The following is a 20,966-nucleotide window of genomic DNA, read 5'->3' on the forward strand; positions in this document are numbered from 1 at the left end:
AGCAATTCCAAAATCTTAAGAAATTCTTATTTTTTTGCTGTGAAAATTTTTAAAGGGAAGTTATGAGATTTTTGCCTAAAATCGCGCTTTTGCTTGTCGCACTTACTCAATTTGTATGGTCCGACCCCACCGCCTCCATCTTTGTGAAAGACGCCTCGGAGTTTCAGGCCATCCAGAAAGACTTGGAATCCTTGAAACAGGGACTGGGCCAGGGCAACCCGGAACTGGACGCCTTGTGGGAAGAAGCCAACAAGATCGCCAAGATGAACGACCAGTGCTCCATGATTTCTATCAACGATGTGCTGGACGACGCCTGTAGTCACTTCTATGCCGTTGAACTCCCCGAATTCGAAACCAAGTACATGGAACTTACCGGTGAACTGCGGCTGGGTGCCATGAAGATGGGCAATTCCCTTGCGGAACGTACCGAACAGATCAAAACCTGCGCTACGGCCTTGGGCGGAATCCTGGTTTCCAAGGAACAGTTGTTAAAGCTGAATGGTTCCGTAGACCTTGAACCCCTAAGTTTTGACGGTGCCTTTGACGCCACCTATAACTTCAACCTGTACTTTGATGCCGACCGTATGAAGTCCCAGCAGAACATTATGGAACGCTGGCTTGAAAAATGTGGTGACATCGTCATGCGTAAGGGCGGTGGCGAGTTCGCACCCCTCTTTATTGAATCTGTCTTGAAAATTAACGATTCCCTGAGTAACAGTTCTGCCAATGTGCGCATTGTGTTGGAACCGGACCTGTTGGACTTCTATCTTGATTTGAAACGTCCGGTTTCTGGCGCTTACTATTTGAGCGGAGCCAAGCTGTTTAGCGTAGAAGCCCTCCCCATGGGTCGTAAGTTCAGCCACCTGTTCGTAAACATGCCCCGTCGCAAGGTAGAACTCCCCTTGGGAACCGACGGTTCCATGCAAAATTTTAGGGGACGTGTGGAATTTACCGCTGCCTATCAAGAAAAGGATTTGATGGGCCGCTGGAGCTGGGGTTCCCTGGATTCTAACGCCACCGCTGCCGTTGCCAAGGGTGAAATTGTTTCGACTGCAACCGTAGGTGATTCTACCCTTCCTGCTCCCGTGGTCAAGCCTCTCCCCGACTCCACCACTGCCGTCGCCAAACCTGCCAAGGATTCCTCTGACAAGAATCTTGAAAAGCAGGCCGCCGAAGAAAAGGTCCGCATCGAAGAACAGAAACAGGCTCAGGCTGCCGAAGCCGCCAAGGACGCAACGAACGAACAGAAAAAGTCCAGCTTCAAGGTCCACTGGGTACCCCTGGCCATTTCTGGCGCCGTCGCTGTTGGCGGTGGCGTTATGGCTGCCGTATTCAACAACAAGGCTAAGACTGAACGTGAAAAGAGCATCAGTAGCCACGAAGAGTATAATGATCAGTTAGATAAGATTGAATCTGCTCAAACCATGCGAACCGTCGGTATCGGAATCGCCGCCGCAGGCCTTGTTGCCGTTGGTGTAACATTCTTGTTCTAAGGGGCTGAAAAATGAAGAATAACATGAAATTTGCAACTCGCCTGTCTGCCCTTTTTTCTTTGGGCTTTTTGCTGAACACCACTGCCTGTACTGACTACGCCGAAGAATTCAAGGAAGAACACAAGGGAACATACGGAGTCATAACTCCCGAAGGTAATACGGAGATTCCCACCTACGATTTTGAATCGGCCTTTCTTGTTTGGCAGGGTTATGCTGACGATTACATTTCTGAAACAACCTCATCTGGATTCAGCCCTTTTATAATTGCTAACGATAAAAGCAGCATTATTTTCCACGCTAAAGATGAATCGGGCAACAACTTCGCCACAAACTCTCTAGACGACATCAGTTCAATTGTCTCTAGAAGTGGGGGCCTTGCAGGTTCCTTGTACAATGCAGATGGCTATGCCGAAGCAGGTGTCGCATTCCGTTTTGAATCAGTGGACCTGAGCGACGAATCCAGTTACAGTGGAATCGCTCTTGCTCTTGGCAGCACCTACGCCTCCACAAATATCTGCCTGCTACACTTGGATGATAACGGTTCCGTTATATCTGAATACTGCTGTGAATTTAAGAACTTCGCCAACGATACTTTGGTCCGCGGAACACTGGTTCCGTTCAGTTCCCTGGAATATATCTTCGGTGAATCCGATTTCAACAAGTTTATGGGCGAAGCCAATGCCATCATGGTTTCCTTTGCAGGAGACTCTGACGAAAAATTCAGTTTCAACATTGTTGCTCTGGGATTCTATAGCGATGGTTCCTCTTACCTGAAATCAAGTGATGACGTTCAGGAAAACTCCAGCGAATCTGCCGATGTCGATTCCAGCGAAATCGTTAAGCCGAAGTCCAGTGGATCTGTAAAACCCGCCTCTAGTGCAAGTGTTGCGCCTAAGTCCAGCAATTCCGTGAAGCCTGCATCCAGCGCTAGTGTTGAACCGAAGTCCAGCGCAGATGAATCCAGTGCTCCTCGCTTTGTATGGAACGCACAAAATGGAAGCTCATTCTCCTATGACAAATACACTTGGAAATGGAAACTGGCTGGAAACTACAATGACATGTGGATGGTTCCTGAGGATTATGTGGGTTATGACGCCAACGAAAAACTAGACGATATCATTCAATCCTGTGGTGGTATTTGCGGCGAAATCTATCCGAATACAAAGGATTCTGTTCTGGTTTCTGTCAAAATGGAAAAGTCTATTGACATTATCAATTTGGAAGGTGTTTGTGTTGATTATGTCAGTACCGCAAGGGCTTATCTGCGACTGCATGGACTCGATGATAAATATGTCGATATTGACATGCCTAAAACTACGTCTACTGATCAGTACAGCAAGTTTACGTATACCTTGGGTAACACCGATTTGGAGCAGATCTTGTTACTGGTTGGCTCTTTGACTCAAGTCGATTTTGTAATCAAGACGACCGAGCGCCAGAACGCCTACTTTAACCTGATTACCTTTGGTAGCTTAAATGAATGTTCTTCTTCTATAACCCTTCCCACGCCTCCGGAATTTGTAAGAAATACTACAAATGGCTACTTCAAATTTGGCTGGAATGCTAATACAAAAGATGATATCTTCATGTGGTTTGACGGCGACACCATCACCAGCGAATGGGAATCCAACGGCAAGTTTGGATTCGGAGAAGACAATTTAACTGCTAAAGAATGTGTCAATAAACAAGGATATATTTACACCACCGTTTATACTAATAACAATCCTGAGATGTTCTTCTATCTTAAGGGAGATAAGACCAGTCAGGACATTACAGACTGGCAAGGAATCTGTGTAAACTATAATTGGAAAAATAATTGGAACAAGGTTGCTATAGAGAATCCCATAACAGCCCGATTGACCATTGAAAACGAAAATGGTAAATATTCTGCGGTACTTCCCTCTGATCCCACCAAGTTCCATATAAGGTGCTTCGAGTTTGGAAGCTTCCTTGATAATGAAGGCAAATCCATTGTGGATAATAAGGATGGATCTGTTAATGCTGAAAAAATCAAGATATCCTTTACCCTGAATAGTACTGATGGTGCTCTGGAGGGTGCATTTGAACTTCTTGAAATTGGCGAATACTCGGCAATGAAAAATTCCGATGATCCATATTTTACGGATAACATTATTAAGAGCTGTAACATCGAAAAAGAACATGTCTTGATGGGTGATACTCTCAGATGGAACTTTACATACTCGTCCTTGTACAATGGAGTAGTTAATACCCTGAACCCGACATTTGTATGGTTCCAAAGAGACACCACGTCAAGAACAGTCACGGATTCCCTCATTGTTGAGGATGAAAGTACGCAGTCTTATGGTCGTAATTTAAGAATCACTCTTGATGACGGGGTTTATCAAAATATTGAATGCCCTACAGGATGGGCTCTCTATCGCTATCAAAGTTGCGTCTACGAAACCGCCGCAAGCGAAATCGCTTATGGTAATGTTCAAACTATAACCCTCAACGGAATGTCTGGAAAGTTGCCTGATTCTCTGGTTACAGTAACCTGGAAGGATGCCGTTGGCAATGAAACAGAAAACAACATGGCAACTCTGGAACTGAATGAACAAGGACGCAGTTATACTCCTGTAGCCTATATTGAATACTACAATGGTATCAAGGATACAATCACCTGCGACACCATGAAGATTGAAGTACAATCAACTTGTGAAGGAAATGTGTTGTACAACTCAAGTTGGGGCGAAAAACAAAACTTGAATTGGGGATGCTGGCAAGATGATGATGGAGTTGAATGCTCGGTCGGAGAAATATCTGGTTCGAATACCATAGGAAATATGGAAGCAAATATATCTTCTGATGGAGAATTCCACGACATCTCTGATTGGGGTGGACTATGTATCACCTATAAGGCAAGCACGTCTCTTACTTTAGCCACAACTTATGATAACATGGGGACATATACATGGTTTAATGGCCTTGAAGCGACAGAAAACTATACAACAAAGAGAATTGCCTTTGGTGACGGAAAAAAGCCCTTTGGTAAAAGCATCGTTGTAAGTCATTTTTCATTTACATCAGAATCATATAATTACCAGGTTTACGAGATTACTACGCTAAAAAAAGTGGATAATATTGTCGGCCCCAAGGTATATGCTTGTGGCGAAACGAAAACCTATGACCCGGATGAACAATTTTGTGATTCAAAGGGCGAACCTCGTGAAAAATGTGGCGGTGAAGAATATAACGACCAGTCTGAATTCTGCGGCGAAGATGGAAAAATTTACAATTTGTGCAACAACAAGACTTTCTCCCCTCTTACAGAGTTCTGCAACTTCGATAACAATATAGAGACACGTTGCAATAATAAAAATACAGAAGAGTGTTTCTATTGGAACGGTAGCGAAGCACACAACGAAGGCGTTGTTGGATTATACTCTCAGGACCCCGTATTTACGTGGCCAGTAGATTTTGAAATCGAAACTAGTAAAAACAATGAAGAGTCTGGAACTCTAGATGCAGTTGTTTCCGAGTACAAAGCCGTAGTCGGGCGGTATGGATTTGAGGCTGAATATAAACAAGACAGCGAAGTCGATTACTTTCCTTATAACGGAGTTGCCTTTTCTGTAGGGAAAGACATTTCCTCGTGGGACGGAATTTGTATCACCTATACAAGTACCGATACTGCATACCTTAAGATAGATATTATTGATAACAGTGGAGGCGGACCTTATTCTTATGAAAGGCCTGTTGCGTTACTGCCTAAGACAAGAAATGATTCTCTTAAAACATTAGTCTTTACCTGGAATGATTTTATGTCTTCCTATGAAAATGTAATTGGTGACATTCATTTTTCTCCAACAGAAACATTTCCTGATATGAACAATGCTTTGAAGATGGTTAAAAGTATTGATTTAACCTATTCGGATGCTTTGGGTAAAGAAGGTTATTTCAGCATTTATGAAATTGGAAGTTCTAATCAATGTTCTGGTGTAAATGGCGGATTTACAGTACCTGATTTCGATAATATAACTCAGTGGTATCCGACAAGGTAATATTTCTTATAGCGTCAAAAAAGACCAGCTTTTGCTGGTCTTTTTTTATAGTTCCTTATAATTCCTTATGACGGCGCATATCGCGGATGTTTTTAGGAAGCACTTCCTTATGCCACTTGATCCATTCGGCGTAGTACAGGTATAGGCGTTCCTGCTTGCGGAAGGCGCGGCCGTGTACAATGCGGCGGCCGTTCTTTACTTCGGGGGGAATGGCGATGTGCAGACATTCGTGGTACACCACACCGGCTACGGCGTATTCCGGGCAGTTGGCTGCATCGTAGCCTTTGCTGATGCTGATCAGGTTGAAGTCTTCGCCGGTTACAGGGTCCTTGCGTACCGAATGAAAACTGAGACCCCCTACCCTATTGCTCCAGGTAATGCGGCATGTCAGCTTGTTTTCGAAATAGGTATTGTTGATTGCAGACAAAATATTTGTCAGGTCGTGATATTTGCCCTTGGGTTTCATGGGCGGAAGCTTGTGGCGGGTTGCCAGGGGTGCCTCCCCCTTGTCGGCAAGAATCTGGTCTACCAGCGTCCAGAAACGGGTCACCAGTTCCTTGGTCACTTCCTTGTTCTTCTGTGTCTTGCGTTTGGTGGCGTGTTCAGCCCATTCTGCTGCCAGTTCGCGGGCCTGCGCAAATTCATCAGACTTCATGTAGGCCGGGAAAATCACCTCGGGGTGGCCAAACAGTACTCCGCCCCTACAGCGGATGCTCTTCTTCATGAAGTTACTGTACTTAAAACCCACCAATCCGTTCTGTGAAACGGAATTGGGAACCTTGGGCTTATCGCTCTCCTTTGGTTTAGGAGGCGCACCAAAAAGGTCCATCTGGATTTCGTGTACAAAATCCGAAAAACTCATCCGACGACTTCGCCTCCGTCGGTATTGCTCATGACACCTTCGTACTTGTTTACAGCCAACAGACCGCCAAAATAGCTTTCGGGCAGGTCCAGCAGGGCGTAATGCTCCGAAACGCGGTACACCGCATCTTCGATGCTGTCGGGCAGGTAGACGATATAGCTGTCGTTTTCGGGTTTCTGCAAATGTTCCGGCGTACAGAATTGCGGGTCAGTTTCGCTAAAGTACATGCGGCAAGAAACAGGGCGGATCTTGTAGGCCATGCAGTCCCCCACCGGATTCGAGAAGGGGCAAGGCTTCCAGGCCGAAAAATAATCATGAAGGGCTAGGTCTTCGGCGCGGTCGTCAAACTCGTCCAGTTCCGTTACCTTGGCTGGGTCTGCATTCATGGGAAGGGTCGCCTGGTCTTCGGCCTTGCGCTTTTCGTAGAAATCCTCGAACATCGAAGACCTGAGCTGGCAGGCTTCCAGGATGTTCAGCAGGTCGTCGCGCTTTCGCAGGTTGGCATACAGAAACACCAGCTCGAAGGGCTCCACCGACATGGGGTAATGGTGGCAGCAATTGCCACAGGCGGGCCTGCACTGGATGGGGCGCGGCTGTTGAGGCAGAACCGCATCCAGGTACTTCATATAAAGGTCGTGGTACTCGTCCGTGAACTTGATGATGTTGGGCAGTTCCTGAGCCAGGTTATCTGGCCCGATGGCGCACTCGCGTCCAAGGCTTTGGGCCAGGGCGGCAAGACGGTCATTTTCGGCCCTGAGCAGGGTTGCCAGGCGCATTTCGGCAATACGGAATGCCTTGGTCGGGAGATATTCACGGTAAGAATCCATGGTCCAAATATAATTTTTTTAATCCCCTCAGTTTGCGCTTGATTTTCTGACGTCCATAAAAGAAAAAAATACAAAAAACGAAGTGTAAAAAACTAATGAAGTATATTTATTGTAAGAATAATGTTATCTTTGTAGCAAAATTGGAAAACAAAGATGATTTCATTCAAAACTAAGAAATTCGTGCTTGCAGCAGCACTGGCAACCGCTTTGGGTGTGGCGGGTTGCAACTTGTTCAACCCTACTGAAGATGCGAACATCAGGTCTGGTGATGCCGATGCCATGACTTACGAAGGTTACATCAAGTTCAGAAACAACGAGTACACTCTGGCTGCCGATTATTTCAATCAGGCAATCGCTGCAGATTCAACTCACTCCGAGGCTTGGTATGGATTGGCCAAGGCCAAGTTGAACATACAGGACTTGAATACCTTCGAACTTTTGAAGTACGTGAATATTAGCGGCGGAGCTGAACGACTGGCCTTGCTGGATATGGAACAGTCCGTGGTCGACAAGTACGAAGCCGGTATCGATACGGTGGTTACGCTGTTGAAGGAGTTTATCGCCCGCGACACCACAGGTCGATTGGATGGCAAGATTACCTACAGGACCATTTCTGAAAGCTATATGCTTTTGAACATGTTGCAGACATTGTTCGTGCTCCGCGATGCGACCAAACTGGTTGTCGGTTGCGGTATGGTGGATCCTAATACCGGAAAGTACAGCTGCGATGTGGGTGCTGTCCTCAATACCTTGAAAAGAAACAAGGATGGCGAGTCTACTGCCGCTCTGCACGAAGTCTTCAGCACATGCGAAAGTAATCCTGAAACCATGTCCTCTGTGGCTGGTCAGGCAATCCCCGTCTTTGACGAATGGCTGACCGATAATTCCCAGACTCAGGTGGCATCCACCATGTGCGGCGTCCTTGCCGACATTACCGAACCATCTGAAGATGCAGATGCAATCGATATGTCTGTCAACAGCATTATTGCAGTTACTGGCAAGAGCACTATCATGGATGACGATGGTGATGGCTGTTATGATGAAGAAATTATGGACGGCATGGACAACGATGGCGACGGTGAAATTGATGAAGATTTGCGTGACGTAAATGCTGAATTTTCCCTTGACCTGGCAACGCAGACAAAGAATATTGCTGCCGGCAAAACACAGACCAAGGACCGTGTGGTCTATTCCTCTTTCGGCCCCAACGAAAAGTACATGAATGTGGATATTGACCGTGACGGCAAACTCTGCACCGAAGAGAATTGCGGTGAATGGGAATATATCTATCCCTCTTATGCAAAGCGTGAAAGCAATGGCCAGAATTATTTGTTGAAGTTTGCCAAGAAGATTAAGTTCAACCCCATGGGCTTGTCCCCCGAAGAATTCAAGGCCCTCAAGAAGAGAGTGGCTCAGGATTATTCTGGAAGGATCTACAATTTGAAGGCACGCCAGGATAGCGTGGGTGGATGCTGGGTGAACTATACCGAGGAACAGTTTAGAATTTGGGTTAATGAGTGGGAGAACTTTTAATGAATTATTGTAAGTCCTTTTTGATGCTGGCGACTTCGCTTGCGGCATTGTCCTTTGCTGCCAAGGCGCCTACACACCATTCTCTGCGTGCTGAAGCTATGGGTAATGCCCATGTGGCTGTTGTAGATGATAAGGAAGCTATTTATTTTAACTACGCAGGCCTTTCTCAGATTAACAGACTGGGAAACTACAAGTTGCGTCCGGAGCAGGGGTACTACCCCCGTAACATAGGCGACATGCGTTTGAATCTTGGTGGAGCAGGCCCTTTCGAAACTTACTTCTCCACCTATAACGTAGCCAAGGATCTTCAGAAGATCTACAACGACGCCAATAATACGGCGAAACTTTTGGGCTTATCTTCTTCGAAGGTTCTCATGGACTCCCTGGCGGCTCATCCGGAACTGATCCACAAGATCAACAATTATGACCATAAGTCGCTGACCATGAAAATCAAGATGGATGCTGAAATGGCGTTCCATGGTTTTGGTGGTGCCGTTTGGGTTGACGGTAATATTTCTCCCCATTTGGATGGCGGTCTGATTATCCCCTACCTGGCTGTGGATACGTTCTACGTGGATGGTGTGGCTCAGGCGGGAGTGGCATACGGTTTTACCGACAACCTGTCTGTGGGTGTCGGTGTAAAGGCTGCAAAGCGTCACAAGGTCGAAATGATGACCTTGGATATCATGAACTATGCAACCCTGCAGGATACTCTTGAAGATCGTTACCACGACGCTACCGACCATATTCTGGATTTCAGTTCCATTTCTATGGGTATGGATCTGGGTGTGCTGTATCAGTTGACTCGCGAAGTTCGTCTGGGTATGTCTCTTAGAGATGTCTACTTCAAGGATCTTGCTGGTGATAAGATCACTCCGAACCTTTCTGCCGGTTTTAACTATAGCCCCCGTTTCTTTAACAAGAATACCGCCTATGGCCGTAAATTCAATTTCGCCTGCGACTATGCCGACGCCTTTGGCAAGGGGAACAACTATAAGCCCCTTTCCCATGTGAATTTCGGTCTGGAAGTGGAACAGAATATCTTGGCCTGGCCCGGCTATAACAACGCCTTCCGTGCCTTGGCCTTGCGAGTTTCTGGTGGCTTCAAGGGTGGCTACCCTACTGCCGGTATTGCTGTAGAAGCACTTCGTTTCTTTACCTTGGAAATTGCCACCTGGGCTGAAGAACTTGGATATTACACCGGTCAAGATGAAGAACGTGTCTATATGGCTGAGTTAAGTATCGGTTTCTAATGTTAGACCGTTAAACAATTAAATCGCACATATAAAACGCAATAAAGAATCCCGCCAATTCACAGTGATGTGTGGCGGGGTTCCTTTTTTTTGAGGAGTATTCTAGGTCGAACTTTCGGGAATGCTTACCGTTTTACGCCGGTCTGCAGGATTCTGTATTCGGCATGTCCGTCTTCGAACTTGAAGTCTATTCGCCAGATATACACGCCTGTACCCACCTTGCGGCCATCGCTGGATCTCTGGTTCCACTTCAGGAATCCCACCTTGTAGTGGTTCTTGTCGTTACCGCGGATTTCCTGTTCCATTTCGCCCTTATGGCCAAAGTCCTTCTGGAAGGAGGTGACAATGTGAGAGAGCCCGTCGTAAATGGTGATGAAGGCGTGGAAGGGGGCTATGGTCTGGAACCTGACGCTAGAAATGGTGTCGGGCTGAACTTCCCACTGGTCGCCCTTTTCGGGGATCCACTTGGCCTTCTTGCCCAAACCGCTGATGGCGGGGTTGCCGGCCACTTCATACAGGTAGACACTGCCATCCTTACCCGTCACGTCGATTCCGCCGCGGCCCATGGGGTTCTTGGAACGGTCTACGTAGTTCGCTGCGGGGTTGGTCCTGATGCAGTTGTCCACAGAAATGTTGTAATCCTTGAGAACGAAGGTCCAGACGGTTCCGGTGGAATCGATGGTGGGAGCCTCGGCGTTAATGGAATGGGTTGCTGTATCGCTGCAGCTCTTGCTGTAACGGAACAGCTTCTTCCAGGCGGCGCTGTCGCCAACGTTCTTGATGGGTTCAGAAAGGGTAATGACCAGAGTATCGGGCGGAAGCTTGTCGGATGCATCCAGATATTCAGAAATAGTCATTTCGCCAGGATGCTTTACCGCTTCAACAGGTACGGCGCCGATATGATCCTCGATAAACATCTTCTGCATGATATCGCCCTTGCTCTTGGTCAGCTGCAGGTAGGGCTTGGCAGAAGTGTCTATTGCGGTCTTTCCGTATTCGAAAGGCTTTTCTAGCTTGACGTGAATCCACTTGTTGTCGCTTTCCAGGACAATTTCAGATTTTTTGACGCTACGCCATTCGTCGCCGGCCTTATTCCAGTAGAGGGTATCGATACTTTCAATCTTGGCGGTAATAGCCTTCTTATAGTGAATGCGGATAGAGTCGGCTTGTCCGTCCAGGTCGCTGTCGTACAGTTCTGCCAATTCAGCGCCGACGTAATCGGAGTTCACGATCAGGTAGTCGCGAGTCTTCAGGTTGGACTTGTCGGACTTTACTTCAGCCTGGATCTTGATGCGGTTGGATTCCCCGTCAAAATTCAGGACGGCATCCAGTACAGTATCCTTCTGGGCCTTCTTTTCGCTTACATAAGTAAAGTATGCATTCTTTACCTTGAATTCAGAAGTGTACTTGCCTGTTTCAACAGCCTTTACCTTCAAGGTGTCGCCGGTGTTGGTAAACAGGATTACGTCAAGAGTGTCAGCCTTGTCCAAGGTGGGGCTTTCCATATTGATGACCAGGCAGAACGGTGCTGTAGAAGAAGTGAGTACAGAATCCAGGTCTTCGTAGCACTTACTATCCATAAAGCGGTATTCAATACCTTCCATGGAACTGATTGCGGCGGAGTCGGCCACGGTGGTTCCGAACATGGGATCCTTGTAGGAAACCACGATGGTGTCGGCTGCGGTACAGGAAAGACGTCCGTCGTTGCGCTTGGCGTTGCGTTCATCCTTCTTCATGTCGTTAAGCAGCTTGTACTTGCCCGAAGAAGTCTCCACCATTTTCAGGTTTTCTTCCATGTCGCCGGAAACAAGGCAAGAAAGGTTCACCAGCACGGTATCCACTCCGCGGGAGAAGTCTTCTGTGGTGAGGGTCGCCGAGATGACTTCTGTTTCGCGGGCAATGGCCTCGTTCTTGTTAGAGACGTTTACCAGGGCGATAGAATCCTTGACTTCTCTGATGGTCTTTCCGTCCTTACAGGCGGGAACGGATGCATTCTTGAACTTATTCCAGCGTGCAGAAACTCCTTTATTGTCTAGGGCTCGGACATAGAATTCTACTTCGCTGTCCACAAAGTAGGATGTAGGAATTTCGGCAAACCAGAGGTTCTTATCGCCTCTATCCTGCATGAAGTTTTGGGTTTCGAACACGACGCCAATATCATTCTTGTAATACAGGATAACCTGATTAATACCATCGGTATCGGAAACCTGGAAATCAAAGATTCCCTTACCGTTGGTCGTATCGATACAGGCTTCGACAAGAGATGTAATTTTAGGTACGTTGTTCTTTACGGGAATGGTATAAGGTTCCTTAGCCGGATTCGGAACAGAGGGACTCTTGCCCACAAGTCCGTCGACATCGGTGGCCACCACATAGAAATCTATACCCGGAGCGACCACACTGCTTGCAGGTATGGTATAGCTCCATAGACTATCCTTAACCTGGGTCATGGCGTGAGACACCATAGGTGTATTCTTTAGGTCCGATGTCTTGGTATAGATGTAAACAGAACCAATATTCTTCTTGGATTTTACAATAACCTTAATGGTGATTGCCACTCCTTCAGATTGTTGATAACCAATCAGACGCTTGGTAGAATCGGTCAAGGTCACGACTGGGGGCAAGAAGCTTTCGTCCCAGTAGGCGGTATCGCGGCTAACCTTGTTCAGGAAGGTGCCCTTGATGACCACCTGGTGGGTATCTCCATCCAGAACGGCGTCGGGGCTGTTGTAGCAAAGCACATATCGAGCCTGCACGGCACTGCGGATGCTTGCATAGATGTCTGCCAATTGGTCGGCAGAGGGGGCCATGGTAAAGGAACCTCCAGTACTTTCGGCAAGAGTCTTTAGGGGTTCTTCAGAATCACATTCCACGGCGATGGAATAGATTGTTGTATTCATGCCATTGGCCTGAGCAACAACAGAACTAGTCTTTCTCTCGTCATCACTAGCGTCATAACCATCAGAGAAAACAATCACTGCGGTGGCATTAGTTTCGCCCACCAGCTGATCAAGGCCTTTGGAAATGCCATCGTTGATGTAGGTTCCGCCTCGAGCGCTCAAATTATTAACGGCATTAAGGAGGGCATCCCTGTCGGAAGTCATGGCCTGGTGTACACGAATAGTATTTTCAAAACCGACGATAGCCGTCCTGTCGTAAGGTCCCATCTCGTTAATGAATTGACGGATGGAATTTTTGGCGCTAGTCATTTTTGTAGAACCCATGGATCCACTTTCGTCTACCACAAGAACCACGGAAACGCCACCGATTTTTTCTACAGAGGAGATCTGAATGGGAACGGATTTTTTGTCTTGATGGAGGACAAAGTCCGTTGAATCCAGACCTGGAATAGCGCGACCGGAATTTTCGTCTACCACAGATACGGTTGCGCATACGCCCGGGTGGTTGTTCAGATCCAGACTATTGATGGTCAACTTGGGCTGAACTGTAAAGTCTAACGAATATGTAGCCTCTACGATACATTGAGCCGTAGTAGGCTTCATTCTAGTCCTAGAACTATTTTTATTGTCAATGGTAACAGACCCCTTTCTGGTTACCCAGGAATCAAAGGTATAACCGCCATAGGGAATGGCGTAAATCAGGGTATCCATTCCTGGAGCCAGAGCCACGTCACCGGCGGGATTTGTGTAACCCTTAGACGGAGAGTTTACAGTAAGCACATAGGGTGTTGCCACCAAGGCCGAGAACTCCGCATTGCTAAAGTTATTGGTGGTGCTGGATACGAACTTCCAGTACTGCGTTTCGCCCTTTTTGCCGGGCTGGAAACCCTTCTGGAAATTGGAAGTGATCGTGGAATAGCTAACGGAGTTGGAGAACGTGGAGTCGTTACCATAGAAGTACAACGTGCCGCTAATCGATTCGCTAAACACAAAACTGATCATACGCCAGGACGTATCGGGTGCAGTCCACTTAAAGTAAATAGACGATCCTGTGTAATCACTAAAGTAATTGTGCATGAAGGAGAACTTCTGTTCCTTGGTGGTCAAGGTTTCGATGGTTCCCTTCTTATAGGTTGCTTTTACCTTTGCAGAATCCTTTGTAGAAACTACGGTATTTTTGGCCAGGGTATCGGCAATGTTGGCGTTGCCCGAAAGTACTCGCCACTTGTTGAATCTGTATCCGCTGTCGGCCGATGCCGAAATGGGGTAAGCCACATTAAGCCAGGCAGAGGCATATCCGGTATCGGGAGTCACATGGCCGCGAATGTCGGAAAGAACGGTGATAGAGCCTTTATCTGCGGAGGAATAGCTAATCCAGAACGGTAAATTCCTTGCGTAAGATGAACTGTAGTTCTGGAATTTGTAATGGACAGTATCCCCTGCATTAACCGATATGGAATCCACGACGACGTTGGCCTTGTTTCTACTGGCGGTATAGGAAGAGAACGAACTGGAACTATATCGATACAGATATAGGGTGTTTTCGTAGTAGCTGGAGCTGACTTCTCTTGTTGCCGCAATAATGTAGATGCCGGTCTTGGGAGCCACAAAGCGGAATCGAACTTCACTGTTATAATTGTCGATATAGTAGTGCTTGTCAACAGTGTAGGCAGTGGGAGTCTGGGTAATGTTGTAGATGATACCATCAACAAATACGGCACGGACATTGCAATCCCCCTTCAGGCGGGCGTAAGTCGTTGACAAGGTGGAATCAGAAATCGTGCAGGATCCAGAAACACGTTCCCAGTGAGAGAACTTGGATGTATTCCTACTGTAGGCCCTAAGCAGGATGGAATCCCCGCTCACATAGGTAGAGTCGTAGTTCCTTGAATTGGTTCCCACGTAGACATAACCGTATCCTGCGGTATCGCCACGCACCTTGACCGTCTTGAGAACCTTTACCTTGAAACTGTCATTTACTGTGATGGAATAGGGTGAGATAAGGAAATATAGACTATCTCCCACATTACTCATGTTGAACATAATTTTTGATGTTCCGGAATATGCGTAATCATAGTCTTTGTAGTTAGATCCGAATGTATTATAAGAGTATTCGTAGACGTAGGTTGTCTGATTTGTATTCGTCACCAGGGCGTAAGTTCCAGTATCCGGGGCTACGAATACGGTACGCACTCCGTATTTATAGGATTTGCTGCCGTACTTGAAATAGTCGAAGGTTGATTCCTTGCTGGAGATTGTATAGACCTTAGCGGAATCTACATGGAAATTGATCTTGATGGAATCCGATGAGGGAATGAACTTGGTTGTCATGGAAGTGGAATCCAGGAACTTACCGGAACCGTATTCCACATACCATCCGCCAAATCGAGTGTCCTGAGCGGTGTTTGCTGTAACAGTTAAGGTGTCGCCCAATGCAACTGTGTCTGGATAAGACTTGTTGGGAGATTGTATGAGGGCTGCCTTCTTGGCTACAATGTAAACGGAATCGCTGAAATAGCTAGAGTAGTTAGACGTAAGGGTATAAAAGAACTTGTCTCCTGCATTGACCTTTATGTACTGGGTAACGGGAGATGAGTAGGAGAATGAGTTACGCCTTTTGTAACTAGTTGCGGTGGAATCATTGCCGTAATCGTAGAAGTAGTGTGAATAACTCTTGGAGGTGGCTCTGATGGCATAGATTCCGGCAGATAGAGCTGTATAACGGAATCGTATACCATACTCCGGAGAACGGTCATAGAAATCGTTTATGAAGGTATAGCCCTTTTTCTGGGAGGTAATGTCGTAATATTTACCGGCAATACACTGCAGCTGGTATTTTGTATCGGTATTGATGGTGTCGCTAATGGTGTAAGCGGTACTGTCGTAAAGTTTTTTATCGCCAGTCAGCACTTTCCAGCCGTTGGGGCGGTAACCCACCTTGCTGTAACCCGTATAAGAAACAATTTGACCAGGCAAGGCTGTGTCCAGGGCCACAGCGGTAGAACAATTAGCCGATGCGCTGGTCAAGGAAATTGTATTTGTCTTGATGGTGGAATAACTGATAGAGAATGTCTTGTTGGAGTCGCGAGTGTTATAGGATCTGACACTATAAAACAGGGTGTCGCCTGCACTGACCAACATGGAATCGCTCATGTCATAACCGCTGTAGTCATACCAGGCGGTGGTCGCGAATGTGGAAGTGACATGGCGGTAGAAATAGAAACGATCGTTGTTTTTCGGAGAAACGGTAACGCGATAGCCGCCACTCTTGGGGGCTATGAGGTAAAAACGGACCCCGTTTGTCGCCGATCCGGAATAATAGTTGGCCGCAGGGCTATATTCTACCGGTGTGGTGGTAATCTTGTACATGACGGCATCTGTGAATTCGGCGGTCACTTTGCAATTCCCATTAACGGCGAGGGTTGTGGTTGCCTTGGTTGCGTCGCCGATGGTGCAAGTACCCGAAGAAACTTTCCACTTGCTGAACTTGTGGTCTTTATCGCCAGGAGCGTAGATTGAAACGGTGTCTCCAGCCAGGTAAACAGAATCGGAACTGGCATTGTCGGCCTTGAGGTTTTCAAAAGTGACTTTGGCCCCGTCCTTGGCGACTACCTTACGGGTATCAGAATAATAGGAAGAGGTATAAGGTTCTATCCTGAAATAGAATTCCTCTCCAGCTGAAGTGGCTGTTATACCGAAATTTTCAGTATAGCCAGAGTACAGAACCTTATGCGCAGAATAAGAACTAAAAGAGTTATCGGACCCGTAGTAGTAAAGTTCATCTTTTCCGTAAACAGTAGAGAACTGAATGATGTAATTCCCTGCCTTGGGAGCTTTAAAGCAGAATCGGGTTCCGTTGGACTTCGATAAGTAATAGTCGTTTGTGTGATCAAAGCTTAATGGCGTTTCGGTAATGTTAAGTACAGTACCCGAGGCAAAAGCCATAGAGCAAACGAAACACAAAAAAGCCATTACGATGCGAAACGCACCAAAATCGCTCTTCAATTTCATGAAGAACCTCCTAAGAAATCATCCCAGTGACGTGAAATGTAGAAAAAAATTCTTTCTTCAGCGCAATTTTGTAAGTAAAAAAAGCTATCTTTGGCCGCGGTTGGATAAGGAAGTTAGGAGAAATGAAAGCTATGTCACGTATTTTTGCCAATTGCAGTAAGATTGCATTTCTAGTCGTTGCAATTTCCGTCGTCAGTTTCGCCATGGAAATTCGCCCGGGTTTCGGTTTTTTGACCCCCGCATCTGTCACGATCGAGAATAACGATGACGGTGTGAAGTCTGAAAGAAAACAGAAAACGCAATTTATGTATCAGGGCGACCTGGAATTTTTGTTCACTGCCCAGTACGCCCCCATTCGTTATGGTCTAGGTCTTGGCTATAAGAGCAAGCAGACTCGCGATGGAATCGATTTCACTCCGGCTACCCTCCCCCTTTGGCTGAACCTTACTTTCGGCTCTATTTACGACGAAAGTATTTTTGACCCCTATGTTGTAACCCGTCTAGGTTATGTTATGCCGTTGGATTTCGACGATCCCTGGTGGGAAATGCCTACTGATTTTATGGTATACATCGGTGCAGGCTGTGTATTCCCCTACCGTATCGCCCTGGAGGCGGGCTACGATTACACCTCCATTCTTAAGTCTTTCGAATGGAAGAAGCAAAAGTTTAGAATTTCTTCGGGGCGCATTGCGATTCGTCTCTCGGTTGGCTTTGAATTTAGTCATAGAAGAAACGAACGTCGTACGATTATCCGTAATGCCGATGATGAAGACGATGAATACGAAGTTGGTCCTGCCAACTCTGGCGATGGTTCTTCCTTTGAAGAGAGTCTTCAGGTTTTCGAAGACAGTCTGACTGTCGTAAATGCTCAAAAGAATGCCAAAATAGCTTCTGAGGAGCCGTCTGCTCTTGAAAAACAGTCGGAAAATGGCAAATCTGTTGAAATGTCTAGTGAAATTTCTGAATCGACTGGCAAAAAACGCAAGGCTAAGGTGAAAAATACCAAGCCCAAGAAGACTAGCTCTAAAAAGAGTGCCAAAAACAGGAAGTAATGGCGGGTAGACAATTTGCATTAAAGTAATGTTTACACGTTAAAAGCTTCTTTCGCAATAAATATTTTTTTATTATTTACGCCATGATTCTTCCAAAGCGTATCAAGGTCCTTCTGGGCGTTATTACAGTCCTTTTTGCATTCTATTTTATTAGAGACTGGTTTGTTTTTTACCAGTGCGGGGCTGTTGAACAATGCTTGGCAGATTCAAGCTATGTGCAGCACTATACCAAGTTCGCAACGACAGTGCTTGTCGCTATTTTGGCCATTGCTATTGGTAAGGATTGTCTAGGCAGGCGCGACCATCGTCTGTTGTTGACCGCCATGGGTGCGGCTTTTTTGGCCGATATTTGCTTTAAGCTTCTGCATAACGCTAAATCACTCGCTCAGTTCAGCGTGGAATTTATGCTCATGGGTGTCTGTTTCTTTATTGTGTTCCAGTCTATTCTCATTTATCGATTTACCCGTAAGAACGAGACTGACAATAGCATTCCGTGGATTATCCTGGTTCCTTTCGCCTCTGTGCTGGTCCTCTTTGACCTTCGTCTTCTGGGAGTGTTTGAAACCGGTCTGGTTCCCACTATCATTGTCTATGGAACATTCTTGACTTGCGCCCTTTTCGAAGGTCTTCGCGTGTCCAGGTACGGTTACTTCCCCCAAAAGAATGCCTCTCTTATTAGGCTTGGCATGATACTTTTCTACTTGGGCGATGTCTGCGTGGGATTTTCCTTGGCAACTGGAGACGACCATAGTACTCAGGAAGTCGTTGCTACCGTTGCCAATAACTTGGTTTGGTTCTTCTATGTTCCTGCGTTGCTCATGTTAGTATTGAGTGGAATCCGCAAAAAATAAAAAGCAAACCATGAAAATGAGAATGCCGGCCATAAAGGTCGGCTTTTTTTGATAAATCTCATGTCCTAAACATACTACGGAAACTTATTTTTTTTACTGACGGTAATATTAACATTTCCTATTTTAGAGAAAAAAGGTTTGTTATAAAGCGATCATTCAGTTTTTCTCGGGTTAGCGCAGCTTGGAGTGCTTTAACCCTGTTTATGTGCCTCTCCCTTGTTGAACAGGATGCATTCAGTCGTGTTAGCCACGAGGATTCTGACACAAGACTTTTCTCCGTCCGTTGCATAAAGGACTCCAATTAATAAACGGACTTCTATCCAGTTAGAATGTAAAGGAACCCGCTGGCAAAAGCTGGCGGGGTTCTTTTTTTATAAGACCTGCACTTTTGTGTACGAAACGACTTGACACAGCCCGTATGGGAGTGTATATTTGTGCAGTAAGTTTTTTATACTGCACATTTGGAACTATGATCGAACAAGTCAAAGGTTGTCTTATAGAAAAGTCCCCCACTTTTATTGTGGTGGATGTAAATGGAATTGGCTATGGAATCAATGTTTCGGCCCACACGGCTGGAAAATTGCCTGAAGTTGGCGATGGTAACACCCTAGTGACCATCTATACAAACTTGGTCGTTCGTGAAGATTCCATGACGTTGTTCGGTTTTGCCGACAAGACGGAAAAGGACACCTTCCTGATGTTGTTGGACGTCAATGGCGTTGGACCTAAGATGGCCCAGCGCATACTGAGTGGAGTCACGCCGGCGGATCTCCTGAATATGATCGCCAGCGATAACAAGTCTGCCCTGAGTAAAATCAAGGGGCTTGGCAAAAAGACCTGCGAACAGATGGTCCTTACCTTGAGAGACAAGGCAGGCACCATGCTTCAGGGCCTAGGCAACGTAGAAGGTAGCGGCGTTACTAGCATGGGCGCCCTTACCGGGGCTAAACTTGAAGCCGTTCTTGCGCTCCATACTCTCGGTGTCAAGGATCCTGCTGCCGAAAAGGCCGTTGTGAAGGCCGTCGAAGTTCTGGGCGATTCCGCCGATGCCGCTCAACTTATTCCCGAAGCTTTAAAGTATTTGTAATCCTATGGAAGATCAGCGTATTATTTCTCCGGAAAGACGTTCTGGTGACGAAGGCGATGCCGAAAACACCCTCCGTCCCCCATCACTTGCGGAATTTACCGGACAGAAATCCATTAAGGAAAGTCTTTCTATCGCCATTGAGGCGGCAAGGCATCGCGGAGACGCCCTGGACCATTGTCTATTTTCTGGTCCTCCGGGACTTGGTAAGACGACTTTGGCTGGGATTATCGCCAAGGAAATGGGCGTGAACATCCATATTACCAGCGGACCGGTTCTTGAAAAAGCCAGTGACTTGGCAGGTCTTTTGACTAGTCTGCAGGAAAACGATATTCTCTTTATCGATGAAATCCATCGTCTGAACCGCGTTGTAGAAGAATACCTCTACCCCGCCATGGAAGATTTCAGGTTGGACATCATGCTGGATTCCGGCCCTGCGGCCCGCAGCGTAAACCTCCCCCTGAAGCATTTTACCCTGGTGGGCGCGACCACCCGCAGCGGCCTTCTGACTGGCCCCTTGCGTGATAGATTTGGTCTTCAGTATCGCCTGGAATTGTATGATGAAGAAGATATCATGCTGATCTTGATGCGTAGCGCAAGAATTTTGGATATTGAATTGGATGAAGATGCCGCCAGATTGCTAGGTGGTCGTTGCCGCGGAACACCCCGTATCGCCAACCGCGTGTTAAGGCGTTGCCGCGATGTGGCTCAGGTTCGTGGAACTGGAGTTATCGACTTGAATTCTGCCCAGAAAACTTTGGATATGCTGGGAATCGACGGCGAAGGCCTAGATGGCATGGACCGTAAAATTCTTACGATGCTTATAGACAATTTCGGTGGAGGTCCAGTGGGCCTTGGAACTATCGGGGCTGCTATTGGCGAAGAACCCGATACCATTGAAGAAGTGTATGAGCCCTACCTCATTAGAAAGGGCCTGCTTTCCCGCACTCCTAGAGGGCGCATGGCCACCCACAACGCGTACGAGATGCTGCACAGGCAGATTCCACCCAGAGCTGTATCGCAGTTCCAGGGGCAGACGCAGGCGGGCTTCAATTTGCAAGAAGAAATGCCTCTTTAG

Annotated in this window: 11 protein-coding genes; 8 read left to right on the forward strand and 3 right to left on the reverse strand. The window is 46.7% G+C overall.

Annotation, left to right across the window (positions count from 1 at the left end):
• Window positions 1-62: 62 nt before the first annotated feature.
• Both BUB94_RS11425 and BUB94_RS11430 read left to right on the forward strand, forming a co-directional pair.
• Window positions 63-1,493 carry a hypothetical protein gene (locus tag BUB94_RS11425; protein WP_073237189.1) on the forward strand — a complete coding sequence of 477 codons (1,431 nt, stop codon included), beginning with the start codon at window positions 63-65 and terminating at the stop codon, window positions 1,491-1,493.
• 11 nt (window positions 1,494-1,504) lie between these two features.
• Complete coding sequence (locus BUB94_RS11430; RefSeq protein ID WP_073237192.1) at window positions 1,505-5,515, forward strand: hypothetical protein; 4,011 nt, start codon at window positions 1,505-1,507, stop codon at window positions 5,513-5,515.
• Window positions 5,516-5,570: 55 nt separating this feature from the next.
• On the opposite strand, the gene BUB94_RS11435 is transcribed toward BUB94_RS11430, so the two are convergent.
• Together BUB94_RS11435 and BUB94_RS11440 are read right to left on the reverse strand one after the other, a co-directional pair.
• The gene (locus BUB94_RS11435) at window positions 5,571-6,377 is read right to left on the reverse strand and encodes a hypothetical protein (RefSeq protein ID WP_073161073.1); all 807 of its coding nucleotides are present in this window, start codon (window positions 6,375-6,377) and stop codon (window positions 5,571-5,573) included.
• Complete coding sequence (locus BUB94_RS11440; RefSeq protein WP_073237194.1) at window positions 6,374-7,204, reverse strand: YkgJ family cysteine cluster protein; 831 nt, start codon at window positions 7,202-7,204, stop codon at window positions 6,374-6,376. The genes BUB94_RS11435 and BUB94_RS11440 overlap by 4 nt, the downstream gene beginning before the upstream one ends.
• A gap of 153 nt (window positions 7,205-7,357) precedes the next feature.
• On the opposite strand from BUB94_RS11440, the gene BUB94_RS11445 reads away from it, so the two are divergent.
• Complete coding sequence (locus BUB94_RS11445; protein ID WP_073237197.1) at window positions 7,358-8,737, forward strand: tetratricopeptide repeat protein; 1,380 nt, start codon at window positions 7,358-7,360, stop codon at window positions 8,735-8,737.
• The gene (locus tag BUB94_RS11450; RefSeq protein WP_073237200.1) at window positions 8,737-9,990 is read left to right on the forward strand and encodes a hypothetical protein; all 1,254 of its coding nucleotides are present in this window, start codon (window positions 8,737-8,739) and stop codon (window positions 9,988-9,990) included. Before BUB94_RS11445 ends, BUB94_RS11450 begins: the two co-directional genes overlap by 1 nt.
• A gap of 125 nt (window positions 9,991-10,115) precedes the next feature.
• Here BUB94_RS11450 and BUB94_RS11455 read toward each other — a convergent pair whose 3' ends face one another.
• Complete coding sequence (locus tag BUB94_RS11455; RefSeq protein ID WP_073237202.1) at window positions 10,116-16,901, reverse strand: VWA domain-containing protein; 6,786 nt, start codon at window positions 16,899-16,901, stop codon at window positions 10,116-10,118.
• 131 nt (window positions 16,902-17,032) lie between these two features.
• Here BUB94_RS11455 and BUB94_RS11460 point away from each other — a divergent pair, with 131 nt between their 5' ends.
• The 4 genes from BUB94_RS11460 (at window position 17,033) to ruvB (ending at window position 20,966) form a co-directional block, all read left to right on the forward strand.
• On the forward strand, window positions 17,033-17,953 hold the full coding sequence (locus tag BUB94_RS11460) for a hypothetical protein (protein ID WP_073237205.1): 921 nt from the start codon (window positions 17,033-17,035) through the stop codon (window positions 17,951-17,953).
• Window positions 17,954-18,036: 83 nt separating this feature from the next.
• On the forward strand, window positions 18,037-18,804 hold the full coding sequence (locus tag BUB94_RS11465) for a lysoplasmalogenase family protein (RefSeq protein ID WP_073237208.1): 768 nt from the start codon (window positions 18,037-18,039) through the stop codon (window positions 18,802-18,804).
• 469 nt (window positions 18,805-19,273) lie between these two features.
• Complete coding sequence (gene ruvA, locus BUB94_RS11470; RefSeq protein ID WP_073161062.1) at window positions 19,274-19,891, forward strand: Holliday junction branch migration protein RuvA; 618 nt, start codon at window positions 19,274-19,276, stop codon at window positions 19,889-19,891.
• Window positions 19,892-19,895: 4 nt separating this feature from the next.
• Window positions 19,896-20,966: a Holliday junction branch migration DNA helicase RuvB gene (gene ruvB, locus BUB94_RS11475; protein ID WP_073161061.1), complete on the forward strand. Its 1,071-nt coding sequence runs from the start codon at window positions 19,896-19,898 to the stop codon at window positions 20,964-20,966.

The organism is Fibrobacter sp. UWH9 (genome assembly GCF_900129715.1).
In the GTDB taxonomy this organism is placed as follows: domain Bacteria; phylum Fibrobacterota; class Fibrobacteria; order Fibrobacterales; family Fibrobacteraceae; genus Fibrobacter.